The following is a 20,696-nucleotide window of genomic DNA, read 5'->3' as shown; positions in this document are numbered from 1 at the left end:
TTTCTCGGTATTCCGATTGTGGTCTTTCCAACTATAGGCCTTCCAAGTATATTTGTGGTGTCGTGAGTCACACTTTCTTACCAAGGGACGTTCGACGCCGCTGCCGCCGGTCGGTGCGCACGGCCCGCCAGGATCACGACCGCACATCTAGGAGGACCCGAAAGCCATGACCGTGACGAACGAATTTCGCTCCGCCCGTGACCACCTGGTGTCGCTTCAACAGGATTGGCAGCGCGCCCGCGAGGAATTTGAGTGGCCGCGTTTCGATCATTTCAACTTCGGCTTCGATTGGTTCGATCACGTGGCCGCATCTGACGAGCGCAAGGATCAGGACGCGCTGATCATTCTCGAGGAGGACGGCTCGGAGCTGCGCCGGACCTTCGGCGAGCTCAGCCGCGATTCTAATAAGGTGGCCAATTGGCTGCGCGAGCAGGGCGTGCAGCGCGGTGACCGCGTGATCCTGATGCTCAACAACCAGGTGGAGCTGTGGGAGGCCATGCTTGCGTGCATCAAGCTCGAGGCCGTCATGGTGCCCACGACCACGCAAATGGGGCCGGCCGACCTCGAGGACCGAGTCACCCGCGCGGAAGCCAAATGGGCCATCGTTGGTATGCAGGATGCCCCCAAGTTCGCACCCGTGGCCGGCGACTACTCCGTGATCTATGTGCCCGGGGCCTACACACCGGTCGACCACATCGAATCCCCGGATGCCGGTGGCCGCACGGTCCTCAACTACAACGAGGCCTATGACGCCTCCACCGAACTGACCCAGGACTCCCCCACGGACGCGGATGAGACCCTGCTGCTGTATTTCACCTCGGGCACCACCTCCAAACCCAAACTCGTGGAGCACACGCACACGTCCTACCCGGTGGGTCACCTGTCCACCCTGTACTGGATCGGGCTTGAGCCCGGTGACATCCACCTGAACGTAGCCTCCCCCGGTTGGGCCAAGCACGCGTGGTCCAATTTCTTTGCCCCGTGGATCGCGGAGGCCACGATTTTCGTGTACAACTTCCGCAAGTTCGACGCCGCCTCCCTCATGGGCGTGATGGACAAGATCGGCGTGACCAGCCTGTGCGCCCCGCCCACCGTGTGGCGCATGCTCATCAAGGCGGATCTGAGCTTGTTGCAGACCCCGCCCCAGAAGACCGTGTCCGCCGGTGAGCCCCTCAATGCCGAGGTCATCGAGCAGGTCCACCGGGCGTGGGGTTGCACGATCCGCGACGGCTTCGGCCAGACCGAGTCCTCGCTGCAGGTGGCCAACACCCCCGGCCGCCGCATTGTGATCGGCTCCATGGGGGTACCCCTGCCCGGTTTCGACGTGGTGCTGATCGATCCCATGACGGATGAAGAAGCGGACGAGGGCGAGCTGTGTCTGCGATTGGACCCCCGCCCGGTCGGGCTGATGCGCGGCTACTACGGCGACAAGGCCAAGACCGACAATGTGTTCCGCAACGGTCTGTATCACACCGGTGACGTGGTCTCCCGGGACGAGAACGGCATTTTCACGTACGTGGGTCGCGCGGACGATGTCTTCAAGTCCAGCGACTACAAGGTGTCACCGTTCGAACTGGAATCGGTTTTGGTCGAGCACCCGGCGGTCTTGGAGGCGGCCATCGTACCCGCCCCGGACGAGCTGCGACTGGCGATCCCCAAGGCCTTCGTGACTCTGAGTTCCGGCTACGAGCCCACTGCGGAGACGGCAGCCGAGATCCTGCAGTTCTGCCTGAGCAAGTTGCCCCCGTACAAACGAATCCGCCGCATTGAGTTCTTGGAACTGCCCAAGACGATCTCCGGCAAGATTCGCCGCGTGGAGCTGCGCAAGGCGGAGGTGCAACGCTCCGAGTCCGGCGAGGCCCCCGAGGGCTACGGTACGGAATTCCGCGAAGAAGACCTGTCGCTGACGCGCTAGAACTCGAGCGACGGCCGGTGGCGCACGTGTGCCACCGGCCGTTGCCCCTCCCACAGTCAGAGTCTGCCCAACCCCGGAATAGAATGGTCCAATGTCCAATAGTCGTACGCTCACGAAAGACCCGATTGCCGAGGCCCAGCGCAACTGGGTGCGCAACGGCTGGGAAGAAGCCTCGGGGCCCATGGCTGCCGTCACCGCCATCATGCGGGTCCAGCAGATCCTTTTGGCCGAGGCCGAGCAGGTGCTCAAGCCGTTCAAGCTGACCTTTGCCCGCTACGAGCTCATTGCACTGCTGAGCTTTACGCGGGAACAGCAAATGCTCATGAAGCGGGCCAGCGCCCTGCTGCAGGTTCATCCCACGTCCGTGACCAACGCGGTGGACCGGTTGGAGGATGCCGGACTGGTCAAACGTGAGCCGCTCAAGACGGACCGCCGCGCCATGACCATCGTGCTGACCGCCCAGGGGAAGAAGACCGCGGCCCGGGCCACGCAGGCCCTGAATCAGGACCTGTTCCTGCGGACAGGTTTCGAGCCCGACGAGGTGGACTCCCTCATCAGCATTCTGAGCCGCTTCCGCGCCCGGTCCGGTGACTTCGAGGACGCACCTACGGCTCCGTAATAACTTGGCCCTCTGAAATTATTTCTTACCGCGACTGTCCGCACGAATGGTGTTGATGATCCCGGAGAAGTCCTGGCGCGCACCCTCGCCGTCCGAGAACTCGTTGTAGATTTCCGCCGCGAGCTGCCCCATCCGTGCAGCCACGCCCGTCTGCTCCATTGCGGTGACAGCCAGGTTGAGGTCCTTGGACATCAACGCCCCGCCGAAGCCGGGCTGGTAGTCGTTGTTGGCCGGGCTGGTGGGAACCGGTCCGGGCACGGGGCAGTTGGTCGTCAGCGCCCAGCACTGACCCGAGGCCTTGGACACCACGTCGTACATGGCCTGGTGCTCGAGCCCCAGCTTCTCGGCAAGCACGAACGCTTCGCTCACGGCCACCATGGAGACACCCAGGATCATGTTGTTGCAGATCTTGGCGGCCTGACCCATGCCGTTGTCCCCGCAGTGCACGATCCGGGCTCCCATGATGTCCAGGAGCGGGTGGATCTCCTGGAAGACCTCGTCCGGGGCGCCCACCATGAACGCGAGGGTTCCGGCCTGTGCGCCCACCACGCCACCGGACACCGGCGCATCGGCGGCCCTGAAGCCGGCTTCCCTGGCCAGCTGCGCCACCTCCTGGGCCTCGGAGATGTTGATGGTCGAACAATCCAGGAACGTGGCACCGGCCGGCGCCGCGGCGAGAAGGCCCGGAGCGCCGTCGGCCCCGGTGTAGGCGGCCTTCACGTGCTGGCCGGACGGGAACATGGTGATGACCACCTGCGCGTCCCGCACGGTTTCCTGGGGACTGTCCGCCACGGTGATGCCGTTGGCTCGGGCAAGGTCGAGGGCCGCCGGGACCACGTCGAAGCCCGTCACCGGAACCCCTGCCCGGACCAGATTCACGGCCATCGGCCCGCCCATGTGACCCAACCCCAGGAACGCAACGCGCGGCGGGGTGGCTGTCGGTGAAGTACTCATGACTCTCCTTCGAGTTCGGACATCAGGGAAACCGCGCGAGCTCAGCTGCCCTCGGGCATCACGAAGCTTGCGCCTTCCTTGGCGCCGGAGGGCCAGCGCGTGGTGACCGTCTTGGTCTTGGTGTAGAACTTCAGCCCGTCCGTTCCGTGCTGGTTCAGATCGCCGAAGCCGGAGGCCTTCCAGCCGCCGAAGGTGTAGTAGGCAATGGGCACGGGGATCGGCACGTTCACACCGACCATGCCGACCTCCACCCGGGTGGTGAAGTCACGGGCGGTGTCGCCGTCGCGGGTGAAGATGGCCACGCCGTTGCCGTACTCGTGCTCGCTGGGCAGGCGCAGTGCTTCCTCGTAGTCCGCGGCGCGGGCAATGCACAGCACTGGACCGAAGATTTCTTCCTTGTAAATGCGCATGTCCGGGCTCACGCGGTCGAACAGCGTGGCACCGACCCAGAAGCCGTGAGGGTGACCGTCAACGGTGGCGCCGCGGCCGTCGATGAGCAGCTGCGCGCCCTCGTCCACGCCGATCCCGATGTAGTTCTCGATCCGCTCCTTGGCATCCTTGCCGACCACGGGGCCGAAGTCCGAGGACTCATCCAGCGACGGACCCAGCGTGAGCTTGTCGATCCGTTCGCGCAGCAGCTCCACCAGTTTGTCCGCGGTGGCCTCACCCACGGGAACGGCCACGGAAATCGCCATGCACCGCTCACCGGCGGACCCGAATGCGGCACCGATGAGGGCATCGGCGGCCTGCTCCAGGTCCGCGTCCGGCATGATGACCATGTGGTTCTTGGCGCCGCCGAAGCACTGGGCACGCTTGTTGTGCTTGGCGGCGTCCAGGTAAATGGACTGGGCGATCGCAGTGGATCCGACGAAACCCACGGCCTTCACGCGCGGATCCTGGATCAAAGCGTCCACCGCTGTCTTATCACCGTGGATCACGTTCAAGGCCCCTTCCGGCAGACCGGCCTCAAGGGCCAACTCGGCCAGGCGTACAGGGACGGACGGATCCCGCTCCGAGGGCTTGAGGACAAAGGTGTTACCCGCAGCCAGGGCGATGCCCGCTTTCCACAGCGGGATCATGGCCGGGAAGTTGAACGGCGTGATACCGGCGACCACACCCAGGGGCTGTCGCAGCGAATGGACATCAATGCCGGTGCCCGCAGCACTCGAGTACTCGCCCTTGAGTAAATGTGGCGCCCCGGCGGCGAACTCGACCACTTCAACGCCTCGCTGGATGTCGCCCTTGGCATCCGGGAAGGTCTTGCCGTGCTCGTTGGACAGCAGCGTGGCCAACTCGTCCATGTTCTCGTTGATCAAATCAACCCACTTGAGCAGCACACGAGCGCGGCGCTGCGCATTGGTGGCGGACCATGTCGCGAAGGCCTGCTGCGAGGATTCGATCGCACCCTGCACTTCCTCGGCGGAGGCCAGGGGCACCTGCGCGGCGACCTCGCCCTTCACGGGGTTGTAGACGTCCTGGAAGCGACCGGACGTGCCTTCTACGCGACGGCCGGACATGAAGTGCGGAACCTGGGTCATGGGTGCTCTCCTGAATGGTTGCGGCATGGCGCTGTGACCTGTGTCTCATGGATAATCTAACGACAAACCATTGGACATGCAACTAATTTTGTTGTCGCGCCTCACTCATCGGCACGTTCTGAGAAGATGAACCCATGAGTGATGAGACCACGGAAGAACTCCCCATCCGCGATGCCATGATCCGGCTGGGTCAAGCGCTGAAGCTGGCCAATTTGGCCGAGGACGGTAACCACGCCAAGGAATTGATTGCCGGCGGAATGGTGATCGTGAACGGCAAGGAAGAACAACGCCGCGGTGCACAGTTGCACCACGGCGATGTGATCGAGGTTCTGGGTTCCGGTCTCGGACCGGTCAAGATCGTCAGTTCTGGCGACGCGGCTTCCACGGCAGAGTAACCACCACCAGTCCCACCAGGGTCACCAGGGTGCCAATGATGGTGACCGGAGTGACAATGGTGTTGGGCGTGGGCACAATGACGTCCAGCACCAGGGCCGAGATCAGCATGCCGGCCACCATTCCCAAGCTGGTCTCCAACACCCCGAAATGCCTGGGCAACACACTGGATGCCGCAACGTGGATAATGCCCAGGATGCCACCGGCGTAGAGCCACCACTGGCCGGGCCAGACCCACGGGCCCGGGTCGGAGATGCCGCGGGCAATCAGGACTGTGATGATCAGGGCCAGGGTTCCCGCGGCGAAATTGGTCAGCGTGGGGGTGATCGGTGTCCCCGCCTTCGCGCCGATCCCCGCGTTCCACGCGGTCATGATGGCGTTGCCGAACCCCGCCAGCACGGACAGGGTCGCGAAGAGAATGAGCAGCGGGAGCGACGCCGCCAGGTTGGTTGCCGCGAAACGCGGGGCCATGGCCACCAGTGCGGCCACGATGATGATGGCGGTGCCCACCACCCGGTAGCCGGTCAGGTACTTCACACCGCCCGGCCCAACCCCGAACCGGTCCACGATCAACGACCCCACGGACTTACCGAACACGAGCCCCAGGATGTACACCGATAACCCCAGCACCACGGTGGTCATGGCCTGGGTGACGATCATGAAACCGCCCAGCACACCGGCGCTCAGGTACCACCACGGAATCTCGCCGCGTTTCACGGCCTCCGGAATCCGAGAGGCACCCCGCCGACCGGCGGGTGTCACGATCGTCACCGCCAGGATGATCACGAATGCCGAGGAGAAACTCACGAGCGCGGCCCCGTAGGGATCGCCCACGGCGTGACCGAGTTCCCCGTTGACCCGGGACTGCAAGGCCTGGGCCGTGCCCGCCAGGAGACTGACCACCAATCCCACTGTCAGCGCCGCGGCCCCGCGTGCCGAGGCCACCGGGGCTTTCTTGGCGCGGGGAGTTCGTGAGGGCTGGGGTTCCCACCTGGTCTGAACACTCATGGCGCCAATCTAGGCCCCGGGTGCGGGGCGGGGAACCTCGACCGTCATGCTTCGTAGTATTCGCAGCCGCCCGCGCACGTGTGAAATGTCAGCTGACCACGTGCTGAAGGTATTCCTTGATGTGCCCCAGCTCCTGGGGCGAGACACCGTGACCGATTCCCCGGTACTGCACCTTGGTGACCTCCGCGTGATCCACCGCCCAGTCCGCCGTGGCGTCCACCATGGCCTGCGGAATCACCGGGTCCTCGGGATCACGGCCCCAGAACATCGGCAGGGGGTGTTCCCTGAGGTAGGCGTCGTTGAAGAAGTCCGCGTGCGCGTCGTCGTCGGCGATCGGAACCGCGAAACCGGACAGGCCCACCACGGCGTCCACCGTCTCGGGGATGTGGCGCGCCACGCTGGTGGCCACCGCCATGCCCTGGGAGAAACCCAATAAGAACACCTTGGAATGATGCTGGGCTTGATCCTGGATCCATGCGGACACCGGTTCGACGGCGGCAATCACGGCGTCCGATGAGAAGCTCAGGTCCCCGGACAGCGGAAACCATTGATATCCCATGCCTGCCTGCTGCGGAGCCCGCAACGACGCGTAGGTCGCCGTGGGTAACAGGGCGGGAATCATGGCCAGCAGATCCTCTTCATGGGATCCGTAACCGTGGAACATCACCACCAGCGGCGTGTCGGTGCGGTCGGCGGGCTCGTTGTTCCAGATCACGAACGGGGTATCACTCATGGGTCCATCCTGACATGACCGCACACTCCACCCGTGCGTTCGCCTGCGGTCAGTGGTAGAACAGCGCGTATGGCATTGCCCGACATTCCCCCTGAGCACAACGATCACGACGGTCAGGAGCGACCCGCTCCCCCGGCACACCCTTGGCACCGCATGGTGTCCATCGGTGACTCCTTCACGGAGGGCGTGGGCGACCCCGACGAGAACGCGCCCGGCGGTCATCGCGGGTGGGCGGACCGCGTGGCCGAGGAACTGGACCGACTCACCGATGACTTCGCCTACGCCAATCTCGCCATCCGAGGCCGCCTCTATCAGCCCATCATTGATGAACAACTCGAACCGGCCCTCGCCCTGCACCCGGATCTTGTCACCATCAGCGCCGGCGGCAACGACATGTTGCGCCCCGGCGCCGACCCCGATGCCATTGCCCAGAAACTGGACGGCGTCATTGCCCGGATTACGGAGACGGGCGCCACGGTGGTCATGTTCGACGGCCCCGATGTGGGCAACACCCCGGTGTTACGCAGCATCCGGGGCCGGGTGGCCATTTGGAACGAGAATGTGCGCGTGATCGCCGCCCGCCACGGCGCTGTCATAACCAACTTGTGGGGCCTGCATGAACTGGCCGATCCGCTCATGTGGGCACCGGACCGGCTGCACTTCTCACCGCCGGGCCATCAACGCATCGCCGTGGAGGTGCTGGACTGCCTGGGCATCGAGCACGCGCTGGTCCCCGATGCCCGGCAGGCACAGCCCGTGCGAACCAAGCGGGAAGTCCGCAGGGACGATCTCGTGTGGGCGCGTCAATATTTTGCCCCGTGGGTTGCCCGCCGCATCACCAAGCGCAGTTCCGGTGACTTCATTACCGCCAAGCGCCCGCAATTCGGTCGAGCCGTGATCCCGGGCGCGGGTGAGCATGCGAACGCTCCGGATCCGACTCCTGAGGTCTAGTCCCTCAGCACCGTTTTCTTGAGCAGCAAACCCAGCTGCGGAGCTTCGATCAGGAAGCCGTCGTGACCGCTGGGCGAGCTGATCATGTGCAGCTCCTGCTCCCCCGGTAGGGCCTGGACGATCTCGGCGGATTCGGCGGGAAAGAACAACCGGTCCGAATCCACACCGGCCACGAGCCAGTCGCAGGAGGTGCCGGACAGGACCTCCGTCAGGCTGCCGCGCCCGCGCGTGATGTCGTGGGACATCAAGGTCTCATTCACGCTCAAGTATGCATTTGCATCAAAGCGGCCCGCCAGCTTGGACGCCTGGTGATCCAGGTAGCTCTCCACCCGGTAACGGCCGCGCTGCGCCGTGTGAGTTGCGGCCACGTCTTCGTTCGGCTGGGTTTCCCGGCCAAAGCGGTAGTGCAACTCCGCAGCCGAGCGGTAGGTGATGTGGGCAATGCGTCGCGCGAGTCCCAGGCCGGCTTCCGGGAAGTCGCCGTCGTAGTAATCGCCGCCGCAGAAATTGGGGTCCTGCCGGATCGCCAGCGCTTGCGCCTGGCCCCACGCCAAAAGTTCCGCGCTGGCGGAGGCGCACGCGGCAATCACACCGCACGCGGCCACCCGCTCGGGGTACATCACGGCCCACTCGAGAGCACGCGCCCCGCCCATGGAACCGCCGATGACCAGTGCCCAGCGCTCGATTCCCAAGGCATCGGAGAGGACGGCTTCCGCATTCACGGTGTCCCGCACGGTGATGCGCGGGAACCGCGAACCCCAGGCCTTTTGCGCCGGGTCCACCTCGGGTGGGGCCTGGGTCCCCGGGCCGGTGCTGCCGTAGCAGCCGCCCAGAATGTTGGCGCACACCACGAAGTACTTATCCGTGTCAATGGCCGCCCCGGGCCCCACCAGGCCGTCCCACCAGCCGCCCGCCTCGGCGGCCACACGTTCCACCTCGGGTGCGTGATCGCGAGATTGTCCCCGTGCCACGTGGGAATCCCCGGTCAGGGCGTGCTCGATGAGCACTGCGTTGGACGCGTCCTCGTTGAGCCGCCCCCATGTTTCGTAGGCCAGACGCGCACGAGGGAGGCGGTAGCCGGACTCCAAGGTCAAGGGACCCACGTTGATGTAACCCACCACGCCGTCCTCGCGGACGAGTGAGTCGGTGGTTCCGCCTCCCACGATGGTCACGCCTGTGTTCCTCCCTCTCCGGATTCGGCCGACGACGACGCCCCCGCGCCGCCCAGCGCGGCCACGGCCTCGAATCCGGACTCCAGGTCCGCGAGGATGTCGTTGATGTTCTCCAGACCCACGGACAACCGGACGAACCCGGGTTCGATGCCGGTGGCCCGCTGTTCGTCGTCGGTCAGCTGTGAGTGGGTGGTGGACGCCGGGTGGATCACCAGGGAGCGGGCATCGCCGATGTTGGCCACGTTGGAATGCAGGGTCAGGGCGTCCACGAAGGCAGTTCCAGCCTCGCGACCGCCGTCGAGCACGAAACCGAGCACGGAACCGGCACCCTTGGGCGCGTACTTCTCAGCGCGCTCGTGCCACGGCGAGGACGCGAGTCCGGCGTAGGAGACCGCGCGAACGTCGTCGCGCGCTTCGAGCCACTCGGCCACCTTCTGGGCGTTGGCCACGTGGCGGTCCATGCGCAGGGACAACGTCTCGATGCCCTGCTCGATGAGGAACGCGTTGAACGGGGAGATCGAGGAGCCCAGGTCGCGCAGCAACTGCACGCGCGCCTTGAGGACGAAGGACAGGTTCACCCCGAAAATACCGTCCTTGCCGAGCGCCTGGGCGTACACCAGGCCGTTGTAGGACTCGTCCGGTTCGTTGAAGGCCGGGAAACGCTGCGGGTCCCGCCCGAAGTCGAAGTTGCCGGCGTCCACGATCATGCCGCCGATGGAGGTGCCGTGCCCGCCCATGAATTTGGTGGCGGAATGAACCACGATGTCCGCGCCCCATTCAATGGGTCGAATCAAGTACGGCGTGGCAATCGTGTTGTCCACGATCAGCGGCACACCCGACTCATGGGCCACTGCGGCGACCGCCTCGATGTCCAGCACGTCATTGCGAGGATTGGGAATGGTTTCCCCGAAGAACGCGACCGTGTTGGGTTTGACCGCGGCGCGCCACGCCTCGGGATCGTCAGGGTCGGACACGAACGTGGTCTCCACGCCCATCTTGGGCAGGGTGTGACGCAGCAGGTTGTAGGTGCCGCCGTACATGGACGGGCTGGCCACCACGTGGGTTCCGGCGCCGCCCAGGTTGAGGATCGCAAAGGTGGACGCCGCTTGACCCGAGCTGAGCATGAGCGCGCCCACGCCGCCCTCCAGAGAAGCCACGCGGTTCTCCACCACTTCGGTCGTGGGGTTGGTCAGGCGCGTGTAAATGGGGCCCAGTTCGGCCAGGGCAAAGCGCATGGCCGCGGTTTCCGCATCCGGGAACACGTACGAGGTGGTCTGGTGGATGGGTAGTGCCCGCGATCCCGTGGTGGGATCGGGTTCCTGCCCCGCGTGGATCTGACGGGTTTCGAAAGCCCAGCCCTGGGGCTGGGACGGGGTGGCTGCGGGACTCATACCGCACTCCCTTTCTCGGGATCAGGGGCCCGGTGAACGATCCGCAGCACGGTGCCCGTGCAGCGATCGGGCACCTGTGACCCGCGCTTGCCGGCATCGGATTGTTCCGATGCGGCCCGGTCCTCACCCAGGGCACCCCACCGCGGAGGGAGGGTTGCCGGTCAGCTAGCTGGGGCTTGTCGCTGACTCTCGTGACCTGCTCTTCATTGTCCGGAGCCGGTACCTCGAACGTCAAGCTGAGTTACCCGCATCACACGGACATGTTTCACGCCCCGATTTGGCGACCATCCCGCGCGGTGCCACCATGACAGCATGAAACTGGATCATGTCTCATTCGCAGCTCAATCCGATGGTCTCGAAGCCACCACGGAACGGATTGCCGATCAGCTAGGGATCGAGCCGGTCAAGGGCGGAATCCACCCGCGCTTCGGGACTCGGAACATGATCCTGCCGCTCACCGACCACCAGTACGTGGAGGTCGTCGAGGTGCTGGAGCACCCCGCCGCGGAGAAGGCCCCGTTCGGTCAGGCCGTGCGCGCCCGCTCCGCAGCCGGCGGCGGTTGGCTCGGTTGGGTGGTCGAGGTCGCGGACCTGGCCCCCTTCGAGGACAAGCTCGGCCGCCCCTCCGTTCCCGGTGCCCGGCTCTTCCCGGACGGCCGCCAGTTGGAGTGGCACCAGATCGGGGTCAAGGGTCTGATCGCCGACCCACAGTTGCCGTTCATGATCCGCTTTGATTCCGAGCCCGACATGCACCCTTCCCAGGCGCAGATCACGGACGTCCGGTTGGCCGGCATGGAGATCGCCGGTTCTCCCGAGCGCGTCACCGAATGGCTGGGCGGCCCCGTCGAGAACGTCCTGGCCGCCTTGGACGTCACCTGGTGCTCACCCAACGGCACACCCGGTGTCATGGAGGTTTCTTTCGCCACCCCGGACGGCCTGGTCACCATCTGAATTTTCCCGCCGACGCCGCTGCCGCACCCTGCTACGCGACAGGGGCGCGGCAGCGGCGTCGTCCTTTGTCAACGCGCGAGCAGTTGCGGGAGCAGGAAACCGGTGATGTCGAGCAGCGCATGGGCAATCAGCAAGGGCGCGAGGCGACCGTAGCGGCGGTACACCCACACGAACACCAGACCCATGATCAGGTTGCCCAGCGCGGGGCCAAAGCCTTGGTAGAGGTGATAGCTGGCGCGGAAGAGGGACGTGAGTACCGCGATCGTGACCCAGGACCAGCCGATGCGCCGCAACCGATCGCACAGGAACGCGACCACGATGATTTCCTCGACCACACTGTGACGCAGCGCGGACAGGATCAGCACGGGCACCGTCCACCAGTGCTCGTTCAGAGCCGAGGTGGTGATGGCGGCCGTGACCCCCAGCGCCCTGCCTGTCTGGTAGAGGACCAGGGTTCCCACGCCCATGGCCAGGAACAACCCGACGCCCCAGACCGCGTCCCGCCACGGGCGGCGACCGTCCACGCCGATCCGCCGCAGCACCACTGCGATACCCGGTAACGAACCGGCCAGAAGGTAGAGGGCGAGCAACACGGGGACCAGAGCGAAACCGATGCTCGCAAGTTGCCGAAGCAGATCAATGGCCGGAACCGGGCTCAGGACCTGATTCAAGGTCGCCTCGGCATCCGTGAGTGGGCCCCGCGACAGCGTCTCGGCCAGGTTCAACACGGCATACACCGCCGAGGACCCCAAGGACACACCCAGGACCAACACAATGTGGAACCACACCTCGGAGCGGGCGGGTCCGTCACGGGCGGGTCGTGGCTGTGGGGTTTCGGTCAACACGAACACCATTGTGCCGTGCTCCCTAGACTGGGGTCATGAGTTCCGAGATGCCCGCGTACCCCGTAGCCGTTCGACGCACCATTAACCGCAGTTTTCATGATCATGTGTTCGAGGATCATTTCGAGTGGCTGCGAGACAAGGACTCAGACGACGTGCGGGCGCACCTGGACCGCGAGAACGAGTACGCGGAGGCCGTGACGGCGCACCTGCAACCGTTGCGCGAGGACATTTACGGTGAGATCAAGAACCGCACCCGGGAAACCGACATGTCCGTGCCCTCCCGCAACGGAGCGTGGTGGTACTTCGCCCGCACGGTCGAGGGTGGGGCGCATCAGGTCTTCTGCAGGTTCCCCGCATCCGACGTCGGGGACCCGGAACTTGCCTGGACACCTCCCACGGTGGAGCCCGGTGTGACGTTGCCCGGGGAACAAACGCTGCTGAACGCGAATGCCGCTTCCGAGGGCCATGAGTTCTATGCCTTGGGCGCATTCAGTGTCTCCGAGGACGGAACCCACCTGGCCTGGTCCGAGGACACCGCCGGAGACGAGCGGTTCACGGTGTACGTCAAGGATCTGGTCACCGGGCAGTTGCTGCCCGACCGGATCGAGCAGACCTCCTACGGCGCGTTCCTCACGCCCGACGCCGCACAGCTGATCTACACGGTGGTCGACGATTCCTGGCGGCCCTGGCGCGTGTACCGACACGTGATCGGTACCGCCTCCGAGCAGGACGAATTGTTGTACCAGGAGGACAATCCCGGCCTGTGGCTGGGCGTGGAACTGTCCGCGGACAAGAAGTGGCTCATGGTGGTCTCCGCGTGCTCCGAGTACGGCGAGTACCGCATCCGCCCCGTGGCCGAGCCGCACCAAGAGTGGCTCACCCTGATTCCGGAAAGTGACCGTGTGTTGTACTCGGCCGAACCCATCACCGTGGCCGGCACCGACTATGTCCTGCTCACACACGACTACCAGGCGCCGAACTCCCGCGTCAGTCTCATGCCGCTGTCCCAGGCCGGTTCGAGTATCACCGATGTCGATCTCGTCGACGTGGTTCCCGGCAGCGAACAGGCCCGGATCGAGGTGTGTGAGCCCACGGCCACGCATCTGGTGGTGTCCCTGCGTGCCGAGACGACCCCGCGGGTGCGGCTCATCCCGCGCGCGGCCCTCGAGTCCTTGCTGGACGGCACCGCCGGCGCGCAGGGCCTGACCGGTACGGAACCGGACTTCGACGAGGAGCTCTTCACCGCCTCGCTCGTCTCCGCCCGCTACGACAACCCCGTGGTGCGGGTGTCCTACACGTCCTTCGTGACGCCCCCGCGGATCTATGACATCCCCACGGCTGGCCCCGGACACCGGGGTGTGGGTGAGTTCGGCGTGGGTGAGCCCATCCTGCGCCGCGAAGCCACGGTGCTCGGTGGGTATGAGCGCACCGATTACACGGTGGAACGCGACTGGGCCGTGGCCGATGACGGCACACGCATCCCGATCTCCCTGGTGCGGCGCGCGGACCTGGACACCACCGTCCCGGCTCCCGTGATCCAGTACGCCTACGGCTCCTACGAGACCAGCACCGACCCGGGATTCTCCATCTCCCGACTGTCGCTGCTCGATCGCGGTGTGGTGTGGGCCGTGGCCCACGTGCGCGGCGGCGGCGAGCTGGGCCGCTCCTGGTACGACCGCGGCAAGAAGCTCACCAAGAAGAACACCTTCACCGATTACGTCGCGGTCACCCGCCACCTTGCCGAACGGCCGGATGTCGACGCCGCTCACATCGCGGTTCTCGGCGGTTCCGCGGGCGGGTTGCTCGTGGGCGCGGTACTGAACCTGGCCCCCGACCTGTACTGCGGTGCGCTGGCCGCGGTGCCGTTCGTGGATCCCTTGACGTCCATGTTGATGCCCGAGCTTCCCCTGACCGCCCTGGAATGGGAGGAGTGGGGCAACCCCGTGGCGGACCCGCAGGTCTACGACTACATGCGCTCCTACTCGCCCTACGAGAACCTCCGCGCCGCCGACTACCCGCCCATTCTGGCCGTGACGAGCCTCAACGACACCCGGGTGCTCTACGTGGAACCGGCCAAGTGGGTGGCCGCGTTGCGCGAGCACGCCGAACACCCGGAGACCGTGCTGCTGCGCTGCGAAATGGCCGGTGGCCACGGCGGTGCCTCCGGGCGCTACTCCCAGTGGAAGGACACGGCGTGGGAGTACGCGTGGCTGGCCGACACGTTGGGCGTTGCGGGCTAAGTGATTTCCCCGTCGGTCAGCTGGTGGCCGGCCGAGGTTGCAGAGCGGCCGCGGATTCCGCACTGAGCCAGTTCCCGATCCGGCCGTCCACCAGCAGATCCGTGGCGGCGCGAGCCAGGGCGCTGCTCGTCTGGAAACCGTAACCTCCCTGGCCCGCGAGCCACAGTAGATTGCCGGCCCGTGGGTCCCAGCCGCAGACGGGCACGTCGGATGGTGTCTCGGTGCGCAGCCCGGTCCACGCCTTGCGGACACCCGTGATCCTCATGGTTGTTTCCCGCTGGACGGTCTCGATCAGTTCATCAATGGCCGACGGACGTGGCTGGGCATCACACGCGGGGCTGGGTTCGGCCTCTCCCCACGAGATCATGGCGCCGTCCGCATCGGGGCGGTAATACCAACCGGACGTGGCGTCCTCGACCATGGGATGTGTTGGGCCCAGGGGCTGGCTGAGGGAGACCAAGGCTGCGGTCCTCCGCAGCGGCTGCAAGCTCTGCGGCACCGCACCGAACAATCCGGCCACGTGATCCGCCCACGCACCCGCCGCGTTGACCACCGTGCGAGCCGTCAGGTCATCGCCACCGGCGGTCAATGCCCATGCGCCGTCACCGGCGGGCCTGGCCGCGGTGACCGTGGCGCCCGTGATGATCCGGACCCCGGCCCGCTCTGCGCGTTGCCGGTGCCACTCCACGAGCGCGGTGGCATTGGTCCGTACCGCGGAATCGTCGATGATTGCCGCCCGGTAACGCTCGGGGTTGTCCGCCAGCTCGGGGCAGTACTCGACAAGTTCCGCACTGGACAAGGTGCGCAGCCCCGGAACGGTCTCCGCAGCGACGTCGGCGGGTGAACCCGTCACCACGAAGGGGCTGGGCCACGCCAGCGGGGCCGGAACCGCGTGGGTGGGTTCCACCAGATCGGGAATCGTGAGCCGGGTCAGTTCGAGAACCGGTTCCGGACCGTAGCTGGGGATGAGCTGCTGAGCCGATCGCGACGAGGTGTGGTGCGCCAGCGTTGCCTCCGCTTCGACAAGCGTGATTCCCGCCCCGGATCCCCTACGATCCGCGAGTTCGGACGCCAGTGACAAGCCCGCGATGCCACCACCGATGATTACCGTGTCCACCATCATGGGATTATTCTTTCATTTTCATCATTATCCGCAGATACGCGAAAATCCCCTTCCGCGTTATGCGAAAGGGGACCTTCGACGATCCTGCAGCGGAGAACCGCTAACGGGGATCGGACATCACAGGGATGTTCGGATCAATCAGGCAGGAATGTTCAGGACCTGGCCCGGGAAGATCAGGTTGGCGTCGGCCACGGCATCAGCGTTGGAAGCGTAGAGAGCCTCCCAGCCGCCGTTCACGCCGAGCTTGGCGGCAATGGAGCCCAGGGTGTCGCCGGCCTGAACGGTGTAGGAAGCACCGGTCGAAGCAGCGGGAGCCACGGACTCGGCAGGAGCGGTGTACTCCACAGCGGCGGGTGCGGCAGTCTCGGCGGCCGGAGCTTCAACCGAAGCAGCCGGTGCGGCGGAAGCAGCCACGGGAGCCTCGGCAACGGCAGCCGGAGCAGCCTGCTGGACCTCGGTGGACTGCGGAGCCACGGCAGCGGCAGCAGCCACGGGCTGCTCGGGGGTGTAGCCCCCGCCGCCGCCGGACAGGCCCAGCTTGGCGGAGCATGCGGGCCATGCGCCCCAGCCCTGACCGGCCTGAACGTTTTCAGCAACGCGGATCTGCTCGGACTTGGAAGCCGAAGACGGATCTCCGGAGCCACCGAAAGCTGCCCAGGTGGACGGGGTGAACTGAAGGCCGCCGCTGAAACCGTTACCGGTGGAGGTGCCCCAGTTGCCGCCGGACTCGCACTCGGCGAGGGCGTCCCAGGTCGAAACGGGAGCTGCGTTGGCCGGCATGGCCATGGCACCCACGGCTGCACCGCCGATCACGAGAGCAGCGGCACCACGGCGAATCATGTTCGAAGTCTTCATCATGCTCCGTTAGGCCACCTACGCTCGTTCCCATCCCTGGGTGTCTTCGCGCCGTCGTCTACCCGTGAAAAGTTGAGTTCTAGGGTAGTAACTACGGAATGCTGCCCTGTAGACGACGTACGGTGTTACAGCAGCATCCAGCACGGCTTGGGGCGCAGATCGTGTTCGCCTCAAGCGTTACGGACTCCCGCGTCGGAGAGTCCTTTGGGGAAGTCGTTGATAACGATAGCGTAACAATTACCGTTATGCCAAATCCATTCCCAAAATTTTGGTGCGTCCCTTTAGGGGACACAAGCCGTGGGCCACGGGGGCGCACAACGTGTGCCACGCTATGACATCCGTTGACGAGGGGTCAACAGGTTGTGGGGTTAAGCACATGTAACGGGATGATAGAGATTTGATAACGGTGGCGCTGAACCGCTATTACGCGCGGGCGGACGCCCCAATGGTGGTCGTGCTGCGCACGCGCTCGTAAGCGTCCGCGTACGCACGTTCGTCCTGATCCGGGCCGCGCAACGCCGTGGGCGCGGGAAGGTCCGGACGCTGCACGTGGGCGCCGGCCTCTTCGGCGATCAACGCACCGGCGGCCCAGTCGTGCTCGTGCAGTGCCCGTTCCGAGTAACCGTCCAATGTTCCCTCGGCCACCATGCACAGGTCCAAAGAGGCCGCCCCCAGCCTGCGCATGTCCGTGTAGTGGTCCATGGTGTCCAGGAACGAGCCGAACTGCTCGCGGCGAATCACGGGATCGTAGGAGAAACCCGTTCCGTAGAGGGCGCCGGTGCGTTCGGGCACGGGGCCCGTGAGTCTCTTGTCCCTACCTTCGCGACGTACCCACGCGCCCATCCCCCGCACCGCGTAGTAAATGCGCCCCAGGGCCGGCGCGTGCACCACACCCACGAGCCAGTTGCCCTGGTCATCACACGCGGCCACCGAGGTGGCGTAGTAAACGATGTCCCTGATGAAGTTCGTGGTGCCGTCCAACGGGTCCACCGACCAGCGCACCCGGGAGCGGTTCTCCGGGACGAACGTGCCGGATTCCTCACCCGTAATGGCGTCCGAGGGCCGCTCCGAGCGCAAGACGTCCGCGACGGCGTTTTCCGCCGCCACGTCGAAAGCCGTGACCCAGTCCCCCGCGGAGCTCTTGTTCACGGCGTCGAACTCGGACTCGTCCCGCTTGTCCAGAACTGCGGCGCCCGCGGCGGCCGCGTGGAATGCCGTCTCCAGAAGCTCTTCGAGTTCGGCGGTGTCCGGGCCCAGGCCCTCCAGTACGCGATCCATGTGCTTAGTTCTCCTGCGGTTCTGTGGATGACTTTTCGGTGTCGGTGTCTGCACCGGTACTCGGCTCGTCCGCGGTGGGCGGCCCCTCTGCCAAGAGCCGCTCGAATCCGGCCTCGTCGAGGACGACAACACCCAGGGACTGGGCCTTGTCCAATTTGGAACCGGCGTTCTCGCCGGCCACGAGGAAATCGGTGTTCTTGGACACCGACCCCGAGGCCTTACCCCCGCGCACCAGGATCGCCTCCTTGGCGGAGTCGCGACTGTAGTTCTCCAGGGATCCGGTGACCACCACGGTCACGCCCTCGAGGGTGCGCGGTGTGGAACGGTCGATCTCGTCCTCCATGCGCACTCCGGCCTGAGCCCAGGTGTCGACCACGTTGCGCCGCCAGGACTCGCCGAAGAACTCCTTGACCGCCCGGGCAATGACCGGGCCCACTCCGTCGGTGCCCGCAAGGGTCTCCTCATCGGCGTCCAGAATGGCCTGCATGGAGCCGAAGGCCGTGGCCAGTGAGCGGGCGGCGGTCGGGCCCACATGACGGATCGACAGCGCCACCAGCACGCGCCAGAGTTCCCTGGACTTGGCCTTCTCCAGTTCCTCGAACATTTGCTGGGTTGTCTTGGAGGGCACACTCGGCTTTGCCTTGGTGGGTTTGGTCCAGAAGTAGGGCACCAATTCCGGCGTGACCTTCTGGGTCTTCTCCCCCGACTCCTTGTCCGTGACCGTACGCTTGGACTCGCGCCAGATGCGGACATGTTCGAGATCCGCCGCGGTGAGATCGAACAACCGTGCTTCGTTCCGCAGGGGAGGTTCGGAGAACTCCGTGCCACCGGGGGCGTCCTGGGGCACGGGCTGGGTAAGGGCCTTGGCGGCTTCATAACCCAGCGCCTCGATGTCGAAAGCGCCCCGACCGGCCGCGTGGGCGATCCGCTCCATCAGCTGAGCGGGGCAGCTTTCCGCGTTGGGGCAGCGGATGTCCACGTCCCCTTCCTTGGCCGGGCGGAGCTCGGTACCGCAATTGGGGCAGTGCGTGGGCATCACGAATGCGCGTTCGGAGCCATCACGCAGCGCGGCCACGGGGCCCACGATCTCGGGGATCACGTCACCGGCCTTGCGGAGCACCACGGTGTCCCCGATGAGCACGCCCTTGGCCTTGACCACGTCCTGATTGTGCAGGGTGGCCATCTCCACCGTGGAACCGGCCACTTTCACGGGCTCCATCAGTCCGTACGGCGTCACACGGCCGGTGCGCCCCACGTTCACCCGGATGTCCAGGAGCTTGGTGTTGACCTCTTCCGGCGGGTATTTGTAGGCCACGGCCCAACGCGGCACGCGCGAGGTGTAGCCCAGCCGGAACTGTGTGCGGCGGTCGTTGACCTTAATGACAATGCCGTCGATTTCATGCAGCAGGTCGTGGCGTTTGTTGCCGAACTCCTCGATGAATTCCAGTACCTGCTCGACACTGTCCAGAACCTTGGAGTACGGGCTCACCGGAAGACCCCAGGAGGCAAGCACGTCGTAGGCCCCGGATTGGTTCTGCAGGTCGAAACCCTTTGCCGCACCGATCCCGTGGACGAACATCGACAACGGGCGCCGGGCAGTGACCTGAGGATCTTTTTGTCTCAGGGACCCCGCCGCGGCGTTGCGGGGATTGGCGAAGGGCGCCCGGCCCTCCTCCACGATTTGCTCGTTGAGCGCGCGGAAGTCCTTGGAGGAAATGAACACTTCACCGCGTATCTCGACCTCTTGGGGGAGGTTCTCCCCGGTGAGCTTCTGCGGGATGTCCTTGATGGTCGCCACGTTGTGGGTGATGTCTTCACCCGTGGTGCCGTCGCCGCGAGTGGCCGCGCGCACCAGATCACCGTTGCGGTACAGCAGGTTCACGGCCAGCCCGTCGATCTTGACCTCGGAAAGCCACTCAACCCCGGGCGCGCCGGGAAGTCCGGCGACCTGGGCCTCGGCGCGAGTGAGCCACGCGGTCAGTTCATCGGTCGAGAAAACGTCCTCGAGCGAATACATTTTCTCGAGGTGCTTGACCGGCGCAAAGGCCGCGGAGACCTCGCCACCCACTTCCTGCGTGGGCGAATCATTGGCCACGAGGTGCGGGTTCAGGGCCTCGAACTCCTCGAGCTTGCGGTACAGCTCGTCGTACTCGGCGTCCGACATCGCGGGCTGGTCATGGACGTAGTAGGCGGTACGCGCCTCACGCACGCGATCCGACAGGTGCGCGTACTCATCGCGCAGTGCCTCGCTGGGCTCATCCGGATTCAGGTCCTGCCCGGAGGCATCCGTGGCCTGCTGGGTTTTCGTCACCTTGTTCTCGCTCACCCCACCATTGTGTCCCACGGCTCGGACATGCTGCAGTGGTCATCGGCCGGCCCACAGCGAAAAGGACGGTGCAACCGAGACCATTTGCATCTCGGTCGCACCGTCCTTCACACGCGTCGGATCAAACCGTCCTCATGTGCCGTTACAACGGCTTGACCACCAGTTCCAAGTGCGGCTTGTTCCGCTTGGGGTTCCAGGCGATCACGCGGGAGCCGTTCCAGTGTTCGCGGCGCCCGTCGTCGTGAACGGACACGGCCACGGTTGCGGGCAGCAACACGGGTGCTGCGAACTCGACCGACCAAGAGAACGGCACCTCGGAAGGCACCCCGGTGGCCGCGAGCGCGCGGGAGGCGGTGTACATCCCGTGCGCGATTGCACCCTTCATGCCCAACGCCTTGGCCGAC

At 65.4% G+C, this 20,696-nt stretch carries 18 protein-coding genes and 1 riboswitch; of the genes, 6 read left to right on the top strand and 12 right to left on the bottom strand.

The features are described 5' to 3' along the window. Positions 1–166: 166 nt before the first annotated feature. Complete coding sequence (locus Q4E95_RS05115) at positions 167–1,915, top strand: AMP-binding protein (RefSeq protein WP_303382285.1); 1,749 nt, start codon at positions 167–169, stop codon at positions 1,913–1,915. Positions 1,916–2,006: 91 nt separating this feature from the next. Continuing rightward, positions 2,007–2,534, top strand: a complete 528-nt coding sequence (locus tag Q4E95_RS05110; protein ID WP_303382284.1) for a MarR family winged helix-turn-helix transcriptional regulator — start codon at positions 2,007–2,009, stop codon at positions 2,532–2,534. Positions 2,535–2,552: 18 nt separating this feature from the next. Here Q4E95_RS05110 and mmsB read toward each other — a convergent pair whose 3' ends face one another. Beyond that, the gene (gene mmsB, locus Q4E95_RS05105) at positions 2,553–3,488 is read right to left on the bottom strand and encodes a 3-hydroxyisobutyrate dehydrogenase (protein WP_303382283.1); all 936 of its coding nucleotides are present in this window, start codon (positions 3,486–3,488) and stop codon (positions 2,553–2,555) included. A gap of 41 nt (positions 3,489–3,529) precedes the next feature. Next, complete coding sequence (locus tag Q4E95_RS05100; RefSeq protein ID WP_303382282.1) at positions 3,530–5,026, bottom strand: CoA-acylating methylmalonate-semialdehyde dehydrogenase; 1,497 nt, start codon at positions 5,024–5,026, stop codon at positions 3,530–3,532. A 134-nt stretch (positions 5,027–5,160) separates the two neighbouring features. On the opposite strand from Q4E95_RS05100, the gene Q4E95_RS05095 reads away from it, so the two are divergent. After that, a complete protein-coding gene (locus Q4E95_RS05095; RefSeq protein ID WP_303382281.1) occupies positions 5,161–5,421 on the top strand; it encodes an RNA-binding S4 domain-containing protein in 261 nt (86 codons plus the stop codon). On the opposite strand, the gene Q4E95_RS05090 is transcribed toward Q4E95_RS05095, so the two are convergent. Both Q4E95_RS05090 and Q4E95_RS05085 read right to left on the bottom strand, forming a co-directional pair. Further along, entirely contained in the window at positions 5,387–6,427 is a 1,041-nt protein-coding gene (locus Q4E95_RS05090; protein ID WP_303382280.1) for a DMT family transporter, read from the bottom strand. The genes Q4E95_RS05095 and Q4E95_RS05090 overlap by 35 nt on opposite strands. Before the next feature lie 88 nt (positions 6,428–6,515). Beyond that, the gene (locus tag Q4E95_RS05085; protein ID WP_303382279.1) at positions 6,516–7,160 is read right to left on the bottom strand and encodes an alpha/beta hydrolase; all 645 of its coding nucleotides are present in this window, start codon (positions 7,158–7,160) and stop codon (positions 6,516–6,518) included. 69 nt (positions 7,161–7,229) lie between these two features. Here Q4E95_RS05085 and Q4E95_RS05080 point away from each other — a divergent pair, with 69 nt between their 5' ends. Then, entirely contained in the window at positions 7,230–8,111 is an 882-nt protein-coding gene (locus Q4E95_RS05080; protein WP_303382278.1) for an SGNH/GDSL hydrolase family protein, read from the top strand. Here the strand turns inward: Q4E95_RS05080 and Q4E95_RS05075 are convergent. After that, the gene (locus Q4E95_RS05075) at positions 8,108–9,283 is read right to left on the bottom strand and encodes a homoserine O-acetyltransferase (RefSeq protein ID WP_303382277.1); all 1,176 of its coding nucleotides are present in this window, start codon (positions 9,281–9,283) and stop codon (positions 8,108–8,110) included. The genes Q4E95_RS05080 and Q4E95_RS05075 overlap by 4 nt on opposite strands. Further along, complete coding sequence (locus Q4E95_RS05070; RefSeq protein WP_303382276.1) at positions 9,280–10,674, bottom strand: bifunctional o-acetylhomoserine/o-acetylserine sulfhydrylase; 1,395 nt, start codon at positions 10,672–10,674, stop codon at positions 9,280–9,282. The genes Q4E95_RS05075 and Q4E95_RS05070 overlap by 4 nt, the downstream gene beginning before the upstream one ends. 78 nt (positions 10,675–10,752) lie before the next feature. Then, positions 10,753–10,871, bottom strand: a riboswitch (SAM riboswitch). 115 nt (positions 10,872–10,986) lie between these two features. Between Q4E95_RS05070 and Q4E95_RS05065 the strand changes: the two genes are divergently transcribed. Then, entirely contained in the window at positions 10,987–11,625 is a 639-nt protein-coding gene (locus tag Q4E95_RS05065) for a VOC family protein (protein ID WP_303382275.1), read from the top strand. Positions 11,626–11,693: 68 nt separating this feature from the next. Here the strand turns inward: Q4E95_RS05065 and Q4E95_RS05060 are convergent, their stop codons facing one another. Next, the gene (locus Q4E95_RS05060; RefSeq protein WP_303382274.1) at positions 11,694–12,470 is read right to left on the bottom strand and encodes a CPBP family intramembrane glutamic endopeptidase; all 777 of its coding nucleotides are present in this window, start codon (positions 12,468–12,470) and stop codon (positions 11,694–11,696) included. Between the two features lie 35 nt (positions 12,471–12,505). On the opposite strand from Q4E95_RS05060, the gene Q4E95_RS05055 reads away from it, so the two are divergent. Further along, complete coding sequence (locus Q4E95_RS05055; protein ID WP_303382273.1) at positions 12,506–14,710, top strand: S9 family peptidase; 2,205 nt, start codon at positions 12,506–12,508, stop codon at positions 14,708–14,710. A 16-nt stretch (positions 14,711–14,726) separates the two neighbouring features. On the opposite strand, the gene Q4E95_RS05050 is transcribed toward Q4E95_RS05055, so the two are convergent. The 5 genes from Q4E95_RS05050 to Q4E95_RS05030 form a co-directional block, all read right to left on the bottom strand. Next, positions 14,727–15,833, bottom strand: a complete 1,107-nt coding sequence (locus tag Q4E95_RS05050) for an FAD-binding oxidoreductase (protein ID WP_303382272.1) — start codon at positions 15,831–15,833, stop codon at positions 14,727–14,729. A 138-nt stretch (positions 15,834–15,971) separates the two neighbouring features. After that, positions 15,972–16,688 carry a transglycosylase family protein gene (locus tag Q4E95_RS05045; protein WP_303382287.1) on the bottom strand — a complete coding sequence of 239 codons (717 nt, stop codon included), beginning with the start codon at positions 16,686–16,688 and terminating at the stop codon, positions 15,972–15,974. A gap of 423 nt (positions 16,689–17,111) precedes the next feature. Continuing rightward, positions 17,112–17,966, bottom strand: a complete 855-nt coding sequence (locus tag Q4E95_RS05040; protein WP_303382271.1) for an inositol monophosphatase family protein — start codon at positions 17,964–17,966, stop codon at positions 17,112–17,114. Between the two features lie 4 nt (positions 17,967–17,970). Further along, positions 17,971–20,277, bottom strand: a complete 2,307-nt coding sequence (gene ligA, locus Q4E95_RS05035) for an NAD-dependent DNA ligase LigA (RefSeq protein ID WP_303382286.1) — start codon at positions 20,275–20,277, stop codon at positions 17,971–17,973. A 157-nt stretch (positions 20,278–20,434) separates the two neighbouring features. Then, on the bottom strand, positions 20,435–20,696 hold a 262-nt coding region (locus Q4E95_RS05030; protein ID WP_303382270.1), incomplete at its 5' end, for a MaoC family dehydratase.

Origin of the sequence: Kocuria sp., from assembly GCF_030536815.1 — a bacterium.
In the GTDB taxonomy this organism is placed as follows: domain Bacteria; phylum Actinomycetota; class Actinomycetes; order Actinomycetales; family Micrococcaceae; genus Kocuria; species Kocuria gwangalliensis.
This window is presented reverse-complemented; position numbering and strand designations above follow the sequence as displayed.

Coding starts and splice junctions, on each gene's coding strand:
- Q4E95_RS05085 (WP_303382279.1), bottom strand. CDS start 7,160: ATGAGTGATACCCCGTTCGTGATCTGGAACAACGAGCCCGCCGACCGC.
- Q4E95_RS05070 (WP_303382276.1), bottom strand. CDS start 10,674: ATGAGTCCCGCAGCCACCCCGTCCCAGCCCCAGGGCTGGGCTTTCGAA.
- Q4E95_RS05045 (WP_303382287.1), bottom strand. CDS start 16,688: ATGAAGACTTCGAACATGATTCGCCGTGGTGCCGCTGCTCTCGTGATC.
- Q4E95_RS05065 (WP_303382275.1), top strand. CDS start 10,987: ATGAAACTGGATCATGTCTCATTCGCAGCTCAATCCGATGGTCTCGAA.
- Q4E95_RS05115 (WP_303382285.1), top strand. CDS start 167: ATGACCGTGACGAACGAATTTCGCTCCGCCCGTGACCACCTGGTGTCG.
- mmsB (WP_303382283.1), bottom strand. CDS start 3,488: ATGAGTACTTCACCGACAGCCACCCCGCCGCGCGTTGCGTTCCTGGGG.
- Q4E95_RS05055 (WP_303382273.1), top strand. CDS start 12,506: ATGAGTTCCGAGATGCCCGCGTACCCCGTAGCCGTTCGACGCACCATT.
- Q4E95_RS05100 (WP_303382282.1), bottom strand. CDS start 5,026: ATGACCCAGGTTCCGCACTTCATGTCCGGCCGTCGCGTAGAAGGCACG.
- Q4E95_RS05050 (WP_303382272.1), bottom strand. CDS start 15,833: ATGATGGTGGACACGGTAATCATCGGTGGTGGCATCGCGGGCTTGTCA.
- Q4E95_RS05110 (WP_303382284.1), top strand. CDS start 2,007: ATGTCCAATAGTCGTACGCTCACGAAAGACCCGATTGCCGAGGCCCAG.
- Q4E95_RS05090 (WP_303382280.1), bottom strand. CDS start 6,427: ATGAGTGTTCAGACCAGGTGGGAACCCCAGCCCTCACGAACTCCCCGC.
- Q4E95_RS05040 (WP_303382271.1), bottom strand. CDS start 17,966: ATGGATCGCGTACTGGAGGGCCTGGGCCCGGACACCGCCGAACTCGAA.
- Q4E95_RS05095 (WP_303382281.1), top strand. CDS start 5,161: ATGAGTGATGAGACCACGGAAGAACTCCCCATCCGCGATGCCATGATC.
- Q4E95_RS05080 (WP_303382278.1), top strand. CDS start 7,230: ATGGCATTGCCCGACATTCCCCCTGAGCACAACGATCACGACGGTCAG.